Here is an 18,344-nt window from a genome sequence, read left to right as displayed (position 1 = left end):
CACCGGTGAACGACCGATACGACGCGGGGGCCGCGGACCACGGCGCCGACCAGTACGAGCTCGTCGGCTACGACGAGTACGGCCGGCCTGTCTACCGCCAGGTCCCGGCACAGCAGACCCAGACCTACGACCCGTACTCCCAGCAGGGACAGGCGGGGCAGCAGGGCTACGGCTACGACCCGTACGCCACCCCCGGGCAGCAGCCCCCGCCCGCGTACGACTACGGCACCGGTCAGCAGCAGCCCGGCTACGGCTCCTACGACCCCTACGCCTCCGGGCAGCACCAGGGCGGCGCCGCGTCGCACGACCCCTATGGCCAGGCCGCGGCCGGCCCCGGTACGGCCCAGCAGCCCCGCGTCGCCGAACAGACCGCCCACATCCCGCAGCAGGCGGGCCCGGCCGACGACGAGGAAGTCCGCGAGCGGACCCAACCGGAGTACCACACCGAACAGTTCGCCTTCGTCGAGGAGCCCGACGGCAACTCCGAAGACGTCATCGACTGGCTGAAGTTCACCGAGAACCGCACCGAGCGCCGCGAGGAGGCCCGGCGCCGTGCCCGCAGCCGGATCGTCGCCCTGGTCGTCGTCCTGGCGCTCGCCGCGGTCGGCGGCGTCGGTTACCTCTGGTACGCGGGGAAGCTGCCCGGCCTGTCCTCCGACGACTCCGCGACGGGAACCGCGACGGCCGCGGGCGCCCAGAAGCGCGACGTGATCGTCGTCCACCTGCACGACACCAAGGGCGGCGGCACCGCCACGGCCCTCCTCGTCGACAACACCACCACCAAGCGGGGCACCACCGTCCTGCTGCCCAACTCCCTCGCCCTGACCAGCGACGACGGCACCACGACGACGCTCGCCAAGTCGGTCGAGGACGACGGCTCCGACGGCACCCGCGACGCGCTCGACACGGTCCTCGGCACCGACATCCAGGGCACCTGGCGCCTGGACACCCCCTACCTCCAGAACCTCGTCGACCTCGTCGGCAACATCGACGTCGACACCGACACGGACGTCCCCGACCCCGCCGCCAAGAAGAAGGGCACGGCCCCCCTGGTCAACAAGGGCAAGGCCCAGACCCTCAGCGGCAAGACGGCCGTCGCCTACGCCACCTACCGCGCCCCCGGCGAGGCCCAGAACGCCCAGCTGGAGCGCTTCGGGCAGGTCCTGCAGGGCCTCCTGCGCAAGCTGTCCTCCGACCCGCAGGCCGCGACGACCACGATCCAGACGCTGCAGCAGATCCTCGACCCGTCCCTGACCGACAAGGACCTCGGCTCCTTCCTCGCCGGGCTCTCCGACCTCGCCAAGGGCGGCGACTACCGGACGGACCTGCTGCCCGTCCAGGCCGACGGCACGCTCAGCGCCCAGGCCGGCGCGGGCGTGGTCAAGAACGTCCTCGGCGGCACCGCCAAGAGCCCCGACAAGGACGCCGCCGTCAGCGTCTCCGTCCAGAACGCCAGCGGTGTGAAGGACAACACGGAGAAGGCCCGCGTCGTGCTCCTCAACGGCGGCTTCACCTTCCTTGAGGGCGGCACGCCCGGCTCCGCCCAGGCCACGTCCAAGGTCACCTACGCCGAAGCCGCCGACAAGGCCGACGCCGCCGAGGTCGCCAAGACCCTGGGCCTGCCCGCGGGCTCCGTCACCAAGGGCAGGATCTCGGCGAGCGCCGACGTCGCCGTCGTCCTCGGCCAGGACTACAAGCCGTCGTCCGACTAGCCGGCAGGAGTGTGTTCCCCACGCGGTCCCCGTAATCGCGTGGGGGGCGCGCGGCGGTCCGTGAGACCCTTGGTGGCAAGTGACCGCCGACGGAAAGCCTTGTAGTGACCGCGACCGACCGCTCTCACGAGCTGATCAACACCGCCGCCCAGGCGGCCGCCGACAAGCTGGCACACGACATCGTCGCCTATGACGTCAGTGACGTGCTGTCCATCACGGATGCCTTCCTGCTGGCCTCCGCGCCCAACGACCGCCAGGTCAAGTCGATCGTCGACGAGATCGAGGAACGCCTCCAGAAGGAACTCGGCGCCAAGCCGGTGCGCCGCGAGGGCGACCGCGAGGCCCGCTGGGTGCTGCTCGACTACGTCGACATCGTCGTCCACGTCCAGCACAGCGAGGAGCGCGTCTTCTACGCCCTGGAGCGGCTGTGGAAGGACTGCCCCGAGCTGGAGCTGCCCGAGGACGCCAAGGCCACCCGCGGCAAGGCCGAGGAGCACGCCAAGGTGCAAGCGGCCGAGGAGGCGGCGGAGCTGGACGGTGACTGGCGGTGACCTCCTTCAGTGAGGCGTCCGCCGGAAAGGGCCGGGGCCGCCGCATCATCCTCTGGCGGCACGGCCAGACCGCGTGGAACGTGGAGCGCCGCTTCCAGGGCACCACGGACGTCGAACTCACCGAGACCGGCGTCGCCCAGGCGCGCCGCGCCGCCCGGCTGCTCGTCTCCCTGAAGCCGGACGCGATCGTCGCCTCCGACCTGAAGCGGGCCGCGAACACGGCCGCCGAGCTCGCCGCGCTCACCGGCCTCGACGTGACCCACGACGAGGCGCTGCGCGAGACCTACGCGGGTGTCTGGCAGGGCCTGACGCACGAGGAGATCATCGCCCGGCACGGCGACGAGTACACCGCGTGGAAGCGCGGCGAGCCGGTGCGCCGCGGTGGCGGCGAACTGGAGACCGAGGTCGCCGACCGCGCCGCCCCCGTGGTGCTGCGGCACGCCGAGAAGCTCCCCGAGGACGGCACGCTCGTCGTGGCCAGTCACGGCGGCACCATCCGCACCACCATCGGCCGCCTCCTCGCCCTGGACCCCCACCACTGGGAGAGCCTCGGCGGACTCTCCAACTGCTGCTGGTCCGTCCTCGGTGAAGGCGCCCGCGGCTGGCGCCTGCTGGAGCACAACGCCGGCACCCTGCCGGAACCGGTGCTCGGCGACGACGACTGACCCCGGATTTCACTTTCAGGCAGGTCGCAGGCTAAAGTTCTTCTTGTTCGCCCCGCCAGGCGGGGAGGGCAAAATCATCATGCGGCTCCGCCGCGTGGCGAGGGGCTATAGCTCAGTTGGTAGAGCGCCTGCATGGCATGCAGGAGGTCAGGAGTTCAATTCTCCTTAGCTCCACGTCAAGATCCCGTTCCCGTCAGGGAGCGGGATTTTTCATGCTCCGGCTTGAGTCACTCGAGTCCCTGAGGCGTATACCTCTACGGCCCCGCCGGGTTGCCGTGTCCGGACTGGTACTGAGGCGTCGCTGACCGTATTGGCCCGGCCGTGGCAGAATCAAATGGCCGGAAGGGGGCGCGGCCCGACGGGAGGGAGTAGCGATGCCTGCGAGCATCCGGGAGGTCGACCACCTCCTCGGAGCAGCATTGACAGGGGAGATGTCCACCCGCCTCAGCTGCCCTTCCTGCGGTTCCGCGCACGTGGCCCAGATGCTCGGCGACAACGGCGGGATCTCCTACGTGTGCACGGCCTGCGGCCACAGCTGGAGCTGATCGATGGGTGCACACAGGCGGAAATGCGACTGGTGTGGCAGCGGGACTCCGATCGTCCGCGACATGGAGCCGATCAATCCCGACTACCAGTACTGGTGCGAGGAGTGCGCACGGGCGCTGATCATAAAGGGCGACCCGATCGAGACGTACCGCGAGCTGGAGGGCGAGCCGATCTACGGCCGGCTTCTGGAGGAGCACTGCACGCTCAAGCGGTTCTATTCGTTCGTCACGGCGTAGAGCCCGCAGGGTCGGTACACATCCGGCATAGCGGGCATCCGCGTACGAGGCGAAATCGATTTGGTGTTGGGCCCGGTGGACCAGTAATGTTGGCGTCGCCGCCGGGGAAACCCGGAGGGGCGCAACAAGGGGCTATAGCTCAGTTGGTAGAGCGCCTGCATGGCATGCAGGAGGTCAGGAGTTCAATTCTCCTTAGCTCCACAGCAGATGAGAAGGCGGGCCATCCGATCGGATGGCCCGCCTTCTTCGTGTGCGGTGTCCGTGTGCGCGTACGGCGGACTCCCCAGAGGGAAGCCCGCCGTACGCGTGCTCAGCGGCCGAGAGCGCGGCGGCCGCGGCCCTGGGACAGGACCGGGAGATTGCGGGACGGCGCGCCGCCCTGAGCGCGCGTGTCCTCCTCGATGCGCAGGGCAAGCGCCGGGCAGCGGCGCACCGCGCGTAGAGCCTTGGCCTCGGCGTACCGCGGCACCTGCGCCTGCGCCACGGTCGGGAAGCCGTCGGCGCCGAGCTGGAACACCTCGGGGAGGATGTCCGCGCACAGGCCGTGGCCCCGGCACAGCGTCCAGTCGACGTAGATCTTCTGGCGGCTGGGGCCGTTCTCCTCGGACTCGCCGCCGCCCGGGATGCCCGTAGGGGCCCTGCCGCCCTCGAAGAGCGGCAGAACGCCCTCCACGGGCCGTCCGCAGCCGTTTCCGAGGACATGGGCGGCCAGGTCGTCCGTGAAAGCCTTGATGGTCGACTCGATGAACATCGCGGAGCCGTCCGGGTGCGAGCACGCGCCGCGCCGCTTCACGTTCTTGGCGACCTGCTTGAGTGCCTCCAGAGCGGCCGGTCCGCCGCCGTTGAGGATGTCCTCCAGGCCGCGCGCGGCGGCCGGCAGGCCGAGGTAGCAGGGGCCGCACTGGCCGGCGCTCTCCTCCGCCAGCCACTGGGCGACACGCAGCGACTCGCCCAGTGGGCAGGTGTCCTGAGTGATCGGCAGGATCGCGCCGGCGCCGAGCGCACCGCCCACCGCGTCCAGCGAGTTGCGGGAGACGATCGCCTCGTTGACCGTCGCCGCGTCGATCCACTTGCCGTGGTAGCCGCCGGTGAGCACGCCCTGCGGCACCGGCGGGGCGCCGGCGAGCTGGAGGACGTACCGCAGCGGCACGCCCGTCGGGACCTCGATGACCATGGGGCGGGCGACCGCCCCGGAGACCGTGAGCATGACGGTGCCCGGCTCGTCGTACAGGCCGGTGTTGCCGTAGCGCTCCGGGCCGATGCGGGCGGCGATGGCCAGTTGGGCGAAGGTCTCGGCGTTGGACAGCAACGTGGGCGCGCCGCCGACGCCGTTCTGCGAGGCGCTGACCTTGCGGCCCGGCGGGATGGCCGGGCCGCCGTCGATGGAGCGGATCAGCGACGCGGCGGCGCCGGTGACCATACGGACCGGATTGCGTTGCACACGTGCGCGGAGCGCCGATCTACGGCCGTTGCTGAGGCCGCGTTCGGCGAGCGCGGCCTCCATGGAGCGCTGTGTGGACTCACGGGTGACCCCCACCACGAGCGTGCGGGCACCCAGCGCCTCCGCGCACAGCAGTGCGCCGTCGAGGATCAGATGGGGAGCGCGGTTGATCAGCACCGTGTCCTTGCGGCAGGCCGGCTCGTCCTCGCTTCCGTTCACGACGACGACCGGCCGGACGCCGCGCTTGATCGCCGATTCGGCGACCGAGCGCAGCTTCTTGTGGAAGGGGAAGCCCGCGCCGCCGCGGCCCTTCAGGTTGATGCGTTCGGCGAGTTGCGCGAGCTGCTCGCCGCCCATCGGCTCGAGCGGCCCGTGCACCTTCAGGTGCATGGGCAGATCGAGCCGATCGACAAGGTCGAAGCCGGACGTGAGCTGGGGAAGACCGACCACGCGGACTTCGGGTACGTCAGGCAAAGCCTCGTTCACTTAAAGCCTCCGGAAGGCGTGTTCCAAGGTTCGCCCGAACCCGGTGCGTCGAAGTCGTAGGACGCACCGGGCAGTGTTTCATTGGCGGGACCGCTGTTGTACGTGTCGTTCGGGTAGTACGTGTCGTAGACGGCGTTCGTCTCACCCGTGTCGTACACGTCACTCGATCCGTAGCCGGCGACGCCTGGATTGCCATAGGCCGGGATGCTTTGTCCGGTGTCTTGCAGGGGGTCGTAGGGCGGAATGTTGAAGCCCGTGTCCTGGAGCGGGTCGTAGGCCGACGGCGGGGCCTCGCCGACCGGCGGCGGGGACGGGATCGGCCAGTTGCCCGAGGTGCTGGAGGGGCCGTCCACGGTCGGGATGGCCTGGGTGGGCTGCATGTCCAGCGGCAGTTCCGTGCGGTCGGTCGGCCCCGGCGCGAACGCCTGCTGGCCCAGGGGCGGGCTCGAGAGGGCCCGGTAGGCCGCGGCGAAGCCGTTCGTGGACTCCTGCGGCGCGGGGCGCTCCGCCTTCTCGTACCGCGGCCCCGACGGGGAGGCCATGGCCCCCACGGGCATGTCCCGGCCCTCGTAGCCGGGCAGCGCGGAGCCGGTGCCCGCCCGGGCCCGGCTCTCCTCCAGGTCCCGGCGGCCCAGACCGTCCCCGGGCCCGATGAGCTGGGCGAACTTGTCGGCGACCTTGCGCTTGACCGGGCGCGGAGCGGCGCGCAGAGCGAGGGCGCCGGCCACACCGGCCAGGGACAGGCAGTACAGGATGACGAAGATCGGCTTGGCTTGGCGACCCGCGTAGAGGCCGTGGACCAGCGCGGCGCACCAGGCCGGGTAGGCCAGCATGTGCATGGCCCGCCAGCGGGCCGCGACGGGCGCCGGGGACGCGAAGCGGTTGCGCAGCACGCCGGTGACGCCCACGAAGATCATGAGCATGCTGGCCAGGGTGCCGAGACCGACGAGGAACGACCGGCCCATGATCTCGTCGTTGTCGCTGGCGATGAGACCGAAGGGGATGAACACCGCGACCCACGTGGTGTGGGCGAGCGCCAGCTTGACCCCGATGTGCACCAGGAGGAAGACGATCGAGGCGACCGCCGTGGTCCGGTGCACGGCCTGCGCCAGGATGCGCCTGCGCGCGTCCAGCAGGACCCGGTCCTGGGCGACGAGCCCCCAGATCACCGAGCAGGACAGGCACACGAGGGACAGCACGCCGGCGCCGAAGTTGAGGAACTCGGCGAACGTGTCGTCTGCCGTGGAGTCGTAGTTCGTCACGACCGGCCTCCCCACATCCCGGTGACCGGGTGTAGCGAGCTGTTACTGCGATGAGGGTTCATGGGGGCAACTCCGAGCGGTTCGGGAAAGCGGTCCCGCTGCCGCACTCTAAGCCGCGCCATACCGATGGGTACGAGGTTTGAGTTATTGCGTTGTTATCAAAGGACAATGTGGTTGTTGTGATGTCCCTTAGTGACTGTTACGCGAAGTAACTTTTGACCCTGGTTCAGCTTTTTGGGCACCGAGACGGCCCACCGGAAGCGCGTCGCGGCGCGCTGGGGGCCTGCGGTACCCTAACGCCATGCGTGCCGTACGCCTTCTGCTTAGCGGGCCGCGCTGATCAGTCCCGGCCACCGGACGAGTCGAGTGGCCGGAATCGGCGCGGCGTCCCCTCCTGTGCGAGGGGATTTTTCGTTTCTCGAACGACACAGCCGCAGGCAGAGACGATCGATGGAGCTTTGAGGATCATGAGCGAGACGAACTCCGCTGCCGCCTCCGAGGTGGCAGCGCCGCACCGCTACACGGCCGCCATGGCTGCCGAGATCGAGGCACGCTGGCAGGACTTCTGGGACGCCGACGGCACCTACGGCGCGCCCAACCCGAAGGGCGACCTGGCGGACGACCAGGGGGCCGTCGCCAAGCCCAAGAAATTCATCATGGACATGTTCCCGTACCCCTCGGGTGCGGGCCTGCACGTCGGCCACCCGCTGGGCTACATCGCCACGGACGTCTTCGCCCGCTTCCAGCGCATGACCGGCCACAACGTCCTGCACACCCTGGGCTTCGACGCCTTCGGCCTGCCCGCCGAGCAGTACGCGGTGCAGACCGGCACGCACCCGCGCGCGTCCACCGAAGCCAACATGGAGAACATGAAGTCCCAGCTGCGCCGGCTGGGCCTGGGCCACGACAAGCGCCGGTCGTTCGCCACGATCGACCCGGAGTACTACAAGTGGACCCAGTGGATCTTCCTCCAGATCTTCAACTCCTGGTACGACCACGAGGCGAAGAAGGCCCGCCCGATCTCCGAACTGATCGACCGGTTCGAGTCGGGTGAGCGGCCCGTGCCGGGGCACACGCGCGCGTGGAGCGAGCTGAGCGCCGCCGAGAAGGCCGACGTCCTGGGCGGGTTCCGGCTGGCCTACGCCTCCGACGCGCCGGTCAACTGGTGCCCCGGGCTGGGCACCGTGCTGGCCAACGAGGAGGTCACCGCCGAGGGCCGCTCCGAGCGCGGCAACTTCCCGGTCTTCAAGGCCAAGCTGCGCCAGTGGAACATGCGCATCACGGCCTACGCCGACCGGCTGCTGGAGGACCTGGAGGAGCTGGACTGGCCCGAGGCCATCAAGCTCCAGCAGCGCAACTGGATCGGCCGTTCCGAGGGCGCCCGCGTCGACTTCCCGATCGACGGCGAGCGCATCACCGTCTTCACCACCCGCCCGGACACCCTGTTCGGCGCCACCTACATGGTGCTGGCGCCCGAGCACCCGCTGGTCGAGAAGTTCACTTCGGCCGCCTGGCCGGAGGGCACCCACGAGGTGTGGACCGGCGGCCACGCCACCCCCGGTGAGGCCGTCGCCGCCTACCGCGCGCAGGCCGCGTCCAAGTCCGACGTGGAGCGGCAGGCCGAGGCCAAGGACAAGACCGGCGTCTTCATCGGCGCGTACGCGACCAACCCGGTCAACGGCGAGCAGGTCCCGGTCTTCATCGCCGACTACGTGCTGATGGGCTACGGCACCGGCGCGATCATGGCCGTCCCGGCGCACGACACGCGTGACTTCGAGTTCGCGCGTGCCTTCGAGCTGCCCATCCGCTGCGTCGTGGAGCCGGCGGACGGCCGCGGCACGGACACCAGCACCTGGGAGGACGCCTTCGCCTCGTACGACGCGAAGATCGTCAACTCCGCGGGCGACGGCATCTCCCTGGACGGCCTGGGCGTCGTCGAGGCCAAGGCGCGCATCACCGAGTGGCTGGAAAGCAAGGGCGTCGGCGAGGGCACCGTCAACTTCCGGCTGCGGGACTGGCTGTTCAGCCGCCAGCGCTACTGGGGCGAGCCCTTCCCGATCGTCTACGACGAGGACGGCATCGCCCACGCGCTGCCCGAGTCGATGCTGCCCCTGGAGCTGCCCGAGGTCGAGGACTACTCGCCGCGCACCTTCGACCCGGACGACGCCGACACCCAGCCCGAGACGCCGCTGTCCCGCAACGAGGACTGGGTCAACGTCACGCTGGACCTGGGCGACGGCCGTGGCCCGCGCAGGTTCCGCCGCGAGACCAACACCATGCCCAACTGGGCCGGTTCCTGCTGGTACGAACTGCGCTACCTGGACCCGCGCAACTCCGAGAAGCTGGTCGACCCGGAGGTCGAGCGGTACTGGATGGGGCCGCGCGAGGGCCAGCCGCACGGCGGCGTCGACCTGTACGTCGGCGGCGCCGAGCACGCCGTGCTGCACCTGCTGTACGCGCGCTTCTGGTCCAAGGTGCTGTACGACCTGGGGCACGTCTCCTCCGCGGAGCCGTTCCACAAGCTGTTCAACCAGGGCATGATCCAGGCCTACGTCTACCGCGACAGCCGTGGCATCGCGGTGCCGGCCGCCGAGGTGGAGGAGCGCGACGGCGCGTACTTCTACCAGGGCGAGAAGGTCTCCCGGCTGCTGGGCAAGATGGGCAAGTCCCTGAAGAACGCGGTCACTCCGGACGAGATCTGCGCCGAGTACGGCGCCGACACGCTGCGTCTGTACGAGATGGCGATGGGCCCGCTGGACGTCTCCCGGCCCTGGGACACGCGCGCGGTGGTGGGCCAGTTCCGGCTGCTGCAGCGGCTGTGGCGCAACATCGTCGACGAGGCGACCGGCGAGGTGACCGTCGTCGACGCGGAGCCGGACGAGGAGACGCTGCGCGCCCTGCACAAGGCGATCGACGGCGTGCGCGGGGATCTGGAGGGCATGCGGTTCAACACCGCCATCGCCAAGGTCACCGAGCTGAACAACCACCTGACCAAGGCGGGCGGGGCGGTGCCGCGCTCCGTGGCCGAGCCGCTGGTGCTGATGGTCGCGCCGCTGGCCCCGCACATCGCCGAGGAGCTGTGGCGCACGCTGGGGCACGAGAACTCGGTGGTGCACCAGGACTTCCCGGTGGCAGACCCGGCGTACGTGGTCGACGAGACCGTGACCTGCGTCGTGCAGATCAAGGGCAAGGTCAAGGCGCGGCTGGAGGTCTCGCCGTCGATCTCCGAGGACGAGCTGGAGAAGGTCGCGCTGGCCGACGAGAAGGTCGTCGCCGCGCTGGGCGGGGCCGGGATCCGGAAGGTGATCGTGCGGGCGCCGAAGCTGGTGAACATCGTTCCGGCGTAGCCGACAGGCACTGCGACCGCTCTCGGGGTAGTCCCCTACGGGCAGGTTCGGGGTTTTCTGGAACTCCGAGCCTGCCTTTTGCGTTTACCGTGGAAGAGCGGCGTGAGATGTGCCGAGACGCCCTGAGGAGGAGCCGGTGGAAGCAGTGATCGCAGTCTTCGCTCTGCTCTTCGTGCTCTTTCTCGGGCTCGGTGCGTACGCCACGGTGAAGGTGGTCGGCGCCGCCAAGCGCGGCGTGGACCGCAGCATCACGCAGGCCCGCCGCACGGTCGAGGAGCACACCCTGCGGGCCAAGTCCTTCGCCCAGCCGGGCGCCGCGGGCGAACTCGCCCAACTCCGGTTGAAACTGCGTACCTCGATGCGTGCCACCCAGGACGCGCTGAACGCGGCCGTCGCCGAGGACGAGTCCCTGAAGGAGTCCATCGGCCTCTTCGAACGGCTCAGTGCGCACGGGCACGAGCTGGACGACGAGCTGAAGCGCCTGGAGTCCGAACCCGACCGCACCGCGCTCGGCGAGCGGCTGCCCGTACTGCGCGAGCGCACCGAAGGCATCACACAGTCGGCGGACGCCCTGCGCTGGGCCGCTCGCGACCGCGCCCGCCGCTTCGCGGGGGACGACCTGGACACACTCAGCGCCCAGATCGACATGGAGGCCGGGGCGCTACGGCACTGGACGACGACGCCTGAGTCCCGGCCCGCCTCCTCGCCGGAGCCGCAGCCCGCCGCGACGCCGTGGCCCGAGGCGCCCGCCGCCGATGCCGCCACCGCCGGGCAGACCTGGCCGGAGACCCCGCAGCCGAGCCGGGCGGACGAGTCGGCACGGCCCGCCATCACCCCGCCGGGACCGCGCCCCACCTACCCCTGGCAGAAGAAGCCCCGCCCGGAGAGCACCACTTGATCCGGCCACTCGCGTCACAGGGCACGGGGGCGGGGCTGCCGCACGGGAACTACGGCAGGTAACCTCCAGCTCATGTCCCGCCATGTCGCGATCGTCACCGATTCAACGGCCTACCTGCCGGCCCGGACGATGGAGCGCCACGGCATCACAGCGGTGCCTCTGACCGTCGTCCTCGGCGACCGGGCGCTGGAGGAGGGCACCGAGATCTCGACCCGCGCCCTCGCCCAGGCTTTGCAGAAGCGGCGCCCGGTGACGACCTCGCGGCCCAGCCCCGCCCTCTTCGAGGAGACGTACCGCAAGGTCGCCGAGTCCGGCGCCACCGGCATCGTCTCCCTCCATCTCTCCGCCGAGCTCTCCGGTACGTACGACGCGGCCGTCGTGGCCGCGCGGCAGGCGCCGGTGCCGGTGCGGGTGGTGGACACCGGCATGATCGCGATGGCGCTCGGCTTCTGCGCGCTCGCCGCGGCGGAGACCGCGGAGTCGGGCGGCACGGTGGACGAGGCCGTCACCGCCGCGGAGAAGCGGGCCGCGGGCACGTCCGCCTACTTCTACGTCGACACCCTCGACTACCTGCGCCGCGGCGGCCGTATCGGTGCCGCGCAGGCCCTGCTGGGCTCGGCGCTCGCGGTGAAGCCGCTGCTGCAACTGGCCGACGGCCGTATCGAACCCCTGGAGAAGGTGCGGACCGCGTCGAAGGCGATCGCCCGCCTCGAGGAGATCGCGGCCGAGCGTGCGGGCAGCGCCCAGGTCGATGTCGCCGTCCACCATCTCGCCGCCCCGGACCGGGCGTCGGCCCTCGCCGACCGGTTGCGGGCGCGGGTGTCCGGGCTTGCCGATCTGCATGTCAGCGAGGTCGGGGCGGTGATCGGGGCGCACACCGGGCCCGGGTTGCTGGGGGTCGTGGTTTCGCCGCAGTGAACGGTTACGGCGGGCTCTGATCACCCGTGTGGGTGGCCGGGGTATCCACAAGCCGGCCGTTCTCCCCGGGAATTGACCAAGATCATCGCAAGTGTGCCGACGTGGCCGATCCTCGTCGCATGGCACTTCGATCACGTTCACGCACAGCGACTGCGACCAGCGGGCCGGGCCGTGGACCGGCGTCCGACGGCCGCATCCGTCACCGCCGTCACCGGCCTGTCGCACGCGGCCGGGCACGGCATCGTCATGCCTCGGCGGAGGAACTCCGCCGGCGCGCGGAGGTGCTGTTCGGTGAGCCTGCCGAACGAGGCGGGGAGCGGCGGGAGTCGGGGCACGGTCCGCCCGAGGAGACGGTTGCCCCAGGGGGTGTCCGGCGAGAGCCGGGTCAGCCGGGGGCTGCTGCGGAAGCCGGCCTGGATGCCGATGTGGGGTCCGTCCGTGTCCCCGTCGGTGTCGACGGTGGGCCGGGCGCCGGGACAGTCGGCGGAGATCGCCTTGGGGAAGGGGCCTGGCGGGAGCGGGCCGGGCTCGCGGTGCGGGAGCGCATGCCCGTGTGGTTGCAGGCGAGGTGCGGCCTGGAGCGGCGGAGCGTGCTCGCGCTGACGGTGCTGCTCGTCGTCGCCGCGGCGTTCGCCGTGCAGCACTTCTGGGTCGGCCGGACTCAGTCCGTGCGGCCGCCCGAGGTGGTGCGAGCGGCGGCGCCGTACGGGGAGCAGGGGCAGGGCGGACTGGCCGAGCCGGAAGGAGGACCGGGTGCGCCCGTAGGCGCGGCGAAGGCGACAGGTGCGGCAGGGGCGGCCGAGATCGTCGTGGACGTCGGCGGCAAGGTCCGTGAACCCGGGATCCACCGGCTGCCGTCGGGCTCGCGTGTCGCGGACGCGCTGCGCGCGGCGGGCGGGGTGAAGCCCGGCACGAACACCGACGGTCTCAACCGCGCCCGGTTCCTCGTGGACGGCGAGCAGGTGATCGTCGGGGCACCGGCTCCCGCCCCGGGGACCGGGGCGGGTGGTACGGCTGCCGGAGGCACCGCCGGTGCGGCGGCGGGCGGCGTGATGCCGGGGGCGCCCGTCTCCCTCAACACGGCCACCGCCGACCAGCTCGACACCTTGCCGGGGGTCGGCCCCGTGCTGGCGCAGCACATCATCGACTACCGCACGCAGCACGGCGGGTTCCGTTCCGTGGACGAGCTGCGCGAGGTGAACGGCATCGGCGACCGCCGCTTCGCCGACCTGCGGAATCTCGTACGGCCATGAGGAGGGTTCCTGAGCTGTCGGCGCGGCGGGACGAGGCGGCACCTGAGGCCTTCACCGCCGGGTCGGCGGCTCCCGCCCAGTCGGCCTCGCCCACCCGGTCGTCCGTGCACGCCTCCTCCGGTAAACGGCTGGGCAGCTCCCGTCCGAGGCAGGAAGGACCCACGGATCTACGGCTCGTCCCGCCTGCCCTCGCGGCCTGGGGCACGGCGGCGCTGGTGCTGGACGCGTCGCCGGGGTGGGTCCTGGGCGTCGTGATCGGCTGTCTGGCCGCGGTCGGCCTGCTGCCGCTGGCTCGGCGAGCGGGGTGGGCATCCTGGTCACGGGCGTCGGCCGCAGCTGTGCTGCTGTGCGTGGCCGCGGCTGCCGCATCGGCCGGGCTGCACGGGGCGGATCTGCGCCGGGGACCCGTGCCCGGCCTGGCGCGGGACTACGCGACGGTGACCGCCGAGGTCGAGCTCACCTCCGACCCCCGGCTCACCCGGCCGAAGGTCCGGGGCGATCACGTCGCCCCGACCGCCGTGCTGATCGACGCCGATGTACGGCGCGTCCAGGAGGCGGGTGGCGCGACCGTGGTCACGCGGGCGCCGGTGCTGATGATCGTCGACGTGGGGTCGGCCGCCCGGGCCGCGGAGGGTGGACGGTCGGCACCCGCGGGCGGGGCGACCGGGGCCGTCGGGAACGGGCAGCCGGTACCCGCGACCGGGTCTGTCGGGGGCGGGCGGCAGACCGCCGGTGGGCCGGTGCGGTCGCCGTGGCTCGGGTTGCTGCCCTCGACGCGGCTGCGGGTCAGCGCGCGGCTGGCGCCCGCGATGACGGGCGGTGACCGGGTCGCGGCCGTGCTGCGGGTGCGGGGCCAGGCCGAACCGGAGGTGGTGGGAGAGCCCTCGGCTGCTCAGCGGCTCGCCGGGCGGTTGCGGGCAGGGCTGCGGGAGGCGACCGACGGGCTGCCGGCGGATGCTCGGGCGCTGTTGCCGGGGCTGGTCGTGGGGGACACCTCGCGGATCACCCCGGAGCTGGAGGAGGCCTTCAAGGAGACCGACCTGACGCACACGCTGGCCGTCTCCGGGGCCAACTTCACGATTCTGCTCGCCCTGCTGCTCGGGCCGCCGGGCCTGGCGCAGCACGTCGAGCGGCGGGGGCTCGCGCCTCGCCTCGGTGTCTCCCTGCGGGCGACCGCGGTGCTCGGGGGCGCGCTCTCACTCGGGTTCGTCGTCGTGTGCAGACCGGATCCGAGCGTGCTGCGGGCCGCGGCCTGCGGAGCCGTCGCGCTGCTCGCCCTCGCGACCGGCCGCCGCAGGTCACTGATCCCGGCGCTGGCGACGGCGGTCCTGCTGCTGGTGCTGTACGACCCGTGGTTGGCGCGGAGTTACGGATTCCTGCTCTCCGTCGTGGCCACCGGCGCCCTGCTCACGCTCGCGCCGCGCTGGAGCGCCGGACTGCGGCGGCGCGGGGTGCCGACGCGGCTCGCCGAGGCGCTGGCCGCCGCTGCCGCCGCGCAGGCCCTGTGCGCGCCCGTCGTCGCCGTGCTGTCGGCGCGGGTGAGCCTGGTGGCGGTGCCGTGCAATCTGATCGCGGAGTTCGCGATCGCGCCGGCCACCGTGCTGGGCTTCGCGGCACTGGCCATGGCACCGGTGGCCATGCCGGCGGCCAAGGCCCTGGCGTGGTGCGCGCATTGGCCCGCCGAGTGGATCGCGGAGGTCGCCCGTACCGGGGCGGCCCTGCCGGGAGCGGGAGTGGACTGGCCGGGCAGTTGGGCGGGTGCGGCGCTGCTCGCGGCCGTGACGCTGGTCGTGCTGCTCGTGGGGCGGCGGCTGCTCGGGCATCCCTGGTGGTGCGGGGCCTGCGGACTGCTGCTGGTGCTGGTCGTCGCGCAGCCGGCGCCGCTGACCCGGGTGGTCACGGGCTGGCCGCCGCCCGGCTGGCGGCTGGTGATGTGCGACGTGGGGCAGGGCGACGCCATGGTGCTCGCGGCGGGCGAGGGAACCGGTGTGGTGGTGGACGCGGGGCCCGATCCGCAACTCGTCGACCACTGCCTGCGCTCACTCGGCATCACCAGGATTCCGCTGATCGTGCTCACCCACTTCCACGCCGATCACGTGGCGGGCCTGCCCGGGGTGCTGCGCGGACGGGCGGTGGGCGCGATCGAGACGACCGGTTTTGAAGAGCCCCCGGACCAGGCCGCGTTCGTACGGAGACAGGCGGCGGCCCGGCGGGTTCCCGTGACGCGGGCCGCCGCCGGGGAGCAGCGCCGCACGGGGGAGTTGTCCTGGCAGGTGGTGTGGCCGCCCCCGAGCCCGCCCCCGGGCTCGCATCCGCAGCTGCTCCCGGCCCACCCGGCGCCGGAGGGGCCGAACGACGCCAGTGTCGCCATGCTGGTCCGGTCGGCCGGACTGCGCCTGCTGCTCCTCGGGGACCTCGAACCCCCGGCCCAGCGGGCTCTGGCGAGATCACGGGCGGCCGAGGCACTGGAGAGCGTGGACGTGCTGAAGGTCGCCCACCACGGCTCGGCCTACCAGGACCCCGGCCTGATACGCCGGGCGGCTCCGCGGCTGGCCCTGATCAGCTGCGGTGCGGACAACACGTACGGGCATCCGGCGCCCGGCACGGTCGCGGCGCTGCGCGCCGGGGGTGCGGCGGTGCTGCGGACGGACCGGGACGGCGCGCTGGCGGTCGTAGGAGAGGACGGAGAGCTGAGGGTGGCGCGAGACTGAGGACATGCACTCTGCACAGGTTGATGCCTATCTCCGCCGCCTGGGAGTCGAGCACCCGGCGTGGCCCACCGTCGACGTGCTCCGCCAACTGCACCTGCGCCACCTCCAGACCGTGCCGTTCGAGAACCTGTCGATCCATCTCGGCGAGGAGATCGTGCTGGAGGAGAAGCGACTGCTGGACAAGGTGGTGGGCGCCCGGCGGGGCGGGTTCTGTTACGAACTCAACGGCGCCTTCGGTGCGTTGCTCGCCGCGCTGGGCTACGACGTGGCGCTGCTCGCGGCGCGGGTCTACGGGGACGAGGAACGGCTCGGAATCCCCTACGACCATCTCGCGCTGCGGGTGCGGACGGTGGACGGGGGCGACTGGCTGGCCGACGTCGGGTTCGGGGCGCACAGCCACCTGCCGCTGGCGTTCGGGGAGAGGGGAGAACAGGCGGATCCCGGGGGCACGTTCCGGATCGTCGAGGCGCAGCCGGACGCGGCGGGGGTGTGCGGCGGGCACGACACGGTGGAAGCGGCGGACCTGGACGTGATCCGCGACGGCAGACCGCAGTACCGCATGGAGATACGGCCGCGGGTGCTCGGGGACTTCGTGGCCGGGGTGTGGTGGCACAGCACGTCGCCGGTGTCGCACTTCACGCGGTCGCTGGTCTGTTCGCGGGTCATGGAGGACGGAGGGCGGATCACGCTCAGCGGCCGCAGGTTCACGGCGACCGGTGCCGACGGCAGCCGGGAGGAGCGGGAGCTGGGGACGGACGAGGAGGTGCTCGGGGTGTACCGGGAGCGGTTCGGTATCGAGCTCGGATCGGTGCCGACGGTTCGGGGCACCGGCCAGGACGGCTGATCCGGACAAGAGAGACAGTGGGACAAGAGAGACAGAGAGACAGTGGGACAAGAGAGACAGAGAGACAGAGGGACAAGAGGGGTAAGAGGGATAAGGGGGTAGTGAGAGCAGAAGGGGTAGAGGGGGCAGAAACCCTGCTTGGCCCACATGGTGCTACTCGTGCGTAGTCCCAGCACAAGTGCTGGATTCCCGTGATGTGGTCCCGTGTTGCCTCGAAAGCCTCATCGGTGGTCGAATGCCTCCTCGGTGAACAGTGATCAAACAACTGCATTCGAGTCGCGCGAGGTGTCCAGATGATCGGTCGCTGGCTGGGAAGCCGAACCAACCGGGTGCAACGGACGAGCCCCCTGGCGGCTGTGCCGATGCCGCCGAGCGCAGGGGTGCTGGCCTGCCGGGCGCTCGACCCGGTCAACGAACCGGTCAGACACGCGGAGTTCGCGGTCATCGACACCATGGGGCGTCCGGTGGTCAGCGGAGGAGCGGATCCGTTCGGGTCGTTCGTCACGACGGTGCCCGCGGGCGAGTACCGGCTCGCCGTGTCGGCGGAGGGGTACACGCCGTACCGGGCGACCACGCAGGTCGCCGAGAACTCGCTCGCGTCGCTCGGTGACGTGACGCTCCAGGTGGCCCGGCCGCCGGAGCTACCCGGGCCCGGCGACTGGGAGATCGAGTCGGCGCACTCCTCGATCGGCTTCACCGCGCGGCACATCGGACTTGCCCGGATCCACGGACAGTTCAAGTCCTTCGCGGGAGTCATACGGATCACCGAGCCGCTGGAGCAGTCGGCGATGCACGTGGTGATCGACGCGGCGTCCATCGACACCAACGTGAGGATGCGCGACGACCATCTGCGGTCGGCGGACTTCCTGGACGTCGCGAAGTTCCCGACCCTCGAGTTCTACAGCGAACGGTTCGTGCACAAGGGCGGGAACCGGTGGGCCGTGACGGGGGCGCTGTCGTTGCACGGCGTGACGCGCACGGTCACGCTGGACACGGAGTACCTGGGGCTCGGCAACGGCATGGAGGGTGAGGTGCGGGTGGCCTGCCGGGCCACGACCGAACTGCACCGGGACGACTTCACGGTGAGCTGGCAGACGATGCTGGCCCGTGGCATCGCGGTGGTGGGACCGAGCATCAAGGTCGCCCTCGACGTGCAGGCCGTCCGCAAGAGCTGAGCCGGCGGTTCGGCCGCGGCGGGGTGTCGGACAATGGCCGGCGTGAGTGATGTGCGACATGTGCTGGTGCTGCCCGACAGGGATGCGGCGGAAGAGGTGGTGCAGGCGCTTCCCGAGCGTTTCGGCGTCGTCGAGGAGCCGCAGCTCGTGCGGGACGCGCTGGCCGGCGAGGACGATGCCGAGGACGCGCAGTGGCTGGTCGTCCTGAGGGACGAGGAAGAGCGGCTGGACCCCGGGGAGCTGGACCGGTTCGCGGGGGAGTGGGAAGGGTGGCGGGAGGAGCCGTAGGCCTCTGGCGG

Annotated in this window: 15 protein-coding genes and 2 tRNA genes; 15 read left to right on the top strand and 2 right to left on the bottom strand. The window is 71.4% G+C overall.

Annotated elements, in window-relative coordinates; genetic code table 11:
* Nucleotides 1–5: 5 nt before the first annotated feature.
* The 7 genes from ACZ6TU_RS12760 to ACZ6TU_RS12730 all read left to right on the top strand — a co-directional run bounded on the left by ACZ6TU_RS12760 (nt 6) and on the right by ACZ6TU_RS12730 (nt 3,911).
* A complete protein-coding gene (locus ACZ6TU_RS12760) occupies nt 6–1,712 on the top strand; it encodes an LCP family protein (protein WP_467668520.1) in 1,707 nt (568 codons plus the stop codon).
* 104 nt (nt 1,713–1,816) lie between these two features.
* The gene (gene rsfS / locus ACZ6TU_RS12755) at nt 1,817–2,263 is read left to right on the top strand and encodes a ribosome silencing factor (protein WP_467668522.1); all 447 of its coding nucleotides are present in this window, start codon (nt 1,817–1,819) and stop codon (nt 2,261–2,263) included.
* Nucleotides 2,260–2,928, top strand: coding sequence for a histidine phosphatase family protein (locus tag ACZ6TU_RS12750; RefSeq protein WP_467668524.1), 669 nt, complete (start codon nt 2,260–2,262; stop codon nt 2,926–2,928). Before rsfS ends, ACZ6TU_RS12750 begins: the two co-directional genes overlap by 4 nt.
* A gap of 101 nt (nt 2,929–3,029) precedes the next feature.
* Nucleotides 3,030–3,102 (top strand) — tRNA-Ala (locus ACZ6TU_RS12745).
* A 200-nt stretch (nt 3,103–3,302) separates the two neighbouring features.
* On the top strand, nt 3,303–3,473 hold the full coding sequence (locus ACZ6TU_RS12740) for a hypothetical protein (RefSeq protein ID WP_467668526.1): 171 nt from the start codon (nt 3,303–3,305) through the stop codon (nt 3,471–3,473).
* 3 nt (nt 3,474–3,476) lie between these two features.
* The gene (locus tag ACZ6TU_RS12735) at nt 3,477–3,710 is read left to right on the top strand and encodes a hypothetical protein (RefSeq protein WP_006136074.1); all 234 of its coding nucleotides are present in this window, start codon (nt 3,477–3,479) and stop codon (nt 3,708–3,710) included.
* A gap of 128 nt (nt 3,711–3,838) precedes the next feature.
* Nucleotides 3,839–3,911, top strand: a tRNA-Ala gene (locus tag ACZ6TU_RS12730).
* Nucleotides 3,912–4,020: 109 nt separating this feature from the next.
* Here ACZ6TU_RS12730 and ACZ6TU_RS12725 read toward each other — a convergent pair.
* Together ACZ6TU_RS12725 and ACZ6TU_RS12720 are read right to left on the bottom strand one after the other, a co-directional pair.
* Entirely contained in the window at nt 4,021–5,637 is a 1,617-nt protein-coding gene (locus ACZ6TU_RS12725) for an NADH-ubiquinone oxidoreductase-F iron-sulfur binding region domain-containing protein (protein WP_467668528.1), read from the bottom strand.
* Complete coding sequence (locus ACZ6TU_RS12720) at nt 5,634–6,899, bottom strand: cytochrome b/b6 domain-containing protein (protein WP_467668530.1); 1,266 nt, start codon at nt 6,897–6,899, stop codon at nt 5,634–5,636. The genes ACZ6TU_RS12725 and ACZ6TU_RS12720 overlap by 4 nt, the downstream gene beginning before the upstream one ends.
* A gap of 467 nt (nt 6,900–7,366) precedes the next feature.
* Between ACZ6TU_RS12720 and leuS the strand changes: the two genes are divergently transcribed.
* The 8 genes from leuS to ACZ6TU_RS12680 all read left to right on the top strand — a co-directional run bounded on the left by leuS (nt 7,367) and on the right by ACZ6TU_RS12680 (nt 18,333).
* Nucleotides 7,367–10,246 carry a leucine--tRNA ligase gene (gene leuS, locus ACZ6TU_RS12715; protein ID WP_467668532.1) on the top strand — a complete coding sequence of 960 codons (2,880 nt, stop codon included), beginning with the start codon at nt 7,367–7,369 and terminating at the stop codon, nt 10,244–10,246.
* Nucleotides 10,247–10,382: 136 nt separating this feature from the next.
* Nucleotides 10,383–11,144, top strand: a complete 762-nt coding sequence (locus ACZ6TU_RS12710; RefSeq protein WP_467668534.1) for a hypothetical protein — start codon at nt 10,383–10,385, stop codon at nt 11,142–11,144.
* A 72-nt stretch (nt 11,145–11,216) separates the two neighbouring features.
* Nucleotides 11,217–12,062, top strand: a complete 846-nt coding sequence (locus tag ACZ6TU_RS12705; RefSeq protein WP_467668536.1) for a DegV family protein — start codon at nt 11,217–11,219, stop codon at nt 12,060–12,062.
* A 119-nt stretch (nt 12,063–12,181) separates the two neighbouring features.
* Entirely contained in the window at nt 12,182–13,315 is a 1,134-nt protein-coding gene (locus ACZ6TU_RS12700; protein WP_467668538.1) for a ComEA family DNA-binding protein, read from the top strand.
* Nucleotides 13,312–16,026, top strand: coding sequence for a ComEC/Rec2 family competence protein (locus ACZ6TU_RS12695; protein WP_469548098.1), 2,715 nt, complete (start codon nt 13,312–13,314; stop codon nt 16,024–16,026). Before ACZ6TU_RS12700 ends, ACZ6TU_RS12695 begins: the two co-directional genes overlap by 4 nt.
* 4 nt (nt 16,027–16,030) lie before the next feature.
* Entirely contained in the window at nt 16,031–16,870 is an 840-nt protein-coding gene (locus ACZ6TU_RS12690; RefSeq protein WP_469548096.1) for an arylamine N-acetyltransferase family protein, read from the top strand.
* Nucleotides 16,871–17,163: 293 nt separating this feature from the next.
* Nucleotides 17,164–18,045, top strand: coding sequence for a YceI family protein (locus tag ACZ6TU_RS12685; RefSeq protein ID WP_467668544.1), 882 nt, complete (start codon nt 17,164–17,166; stop codon nt 18,043–18,045).
* Between the two features lie 42 nt (nt 18,046–18,087).
* Nucleotides 18,088–18,333 (top strand): hypothetical protein, encoded by a 246-nt coding sequence (locus tag ACZ6TU_RS12680; RefSeq protein WP_467668546.1) that lies wholly within the window; start codon nt 18,088–18,090, stop codon nt 18,331–18,333.
* Nucleotides 18,334–18,344 lie beyond the last annotated feature (11 nt).

Source organism: Streptomyces sp. NPDC052064, from assembly GCF_055585925.1.
Note: the sequence above shows the minus strand (reverse complement) of the source record. Positions and strands in the feature narration are given on the sequence as shown.

Coding starts and splice junctions, on each gene's coding strand:
- ACZ6TU_RS12740 (WP_467668526.1), top strand. CDS start 3,303: ATGCCTGCGAGCATCCGGGAGGTCGACCACCTCCTCGGAGCAGCATTG.
- ACZ6TU_RS12735 (WP_006136074.1), top strand. CDS start 3,477: ATGGGTGCACACAGGCGGAAATGCGACTGGTGTGGCAGCGGGACTCCG.
- leuS (WP_467668532.1), top strand. CDS start 7,367: ATGAGCGAGACGAACTCCGCTGCCGCCTCCGAGGTGGCAGCGCCGCAC.
- ACZ6TU_RS12705 (WP_467668536.1), top strand. CDS start 11,217: ATGTCCCGCCATGTCGCGATCGTCACCGATTCAACGGCCTACCTGCCG.
- ACZ6TU_RS12700 (WP_467668538.1), top strand. CDS start 12,182: ATGGCACTTCGATCACGTTCACGCACAGCGACTGCGACCAGCGGGCCG.
- ACZ6TU_RS12695 (WP_469548098.1), top strand. CDS start 13,312: ATGAGGAGGGTTCCTGAGCTGTCGGCGCGGCGGGACGAGGCGGCACCT.
- ACZ6TU_RS12690 (WP_469548096.1), top strand. CDS start 16,031: ATGCACTCTGCACAGGTTGATGCCTATCTCCGCCGCCTGGGAGTCGAG.
- ACZ6TU_RS12685 (WP_467668544.1), top strand. CDS start 17,164: ATGATCGGTCGCTGGCTGGGAAGCCGAACCAACCGGGTGCAACGGACG.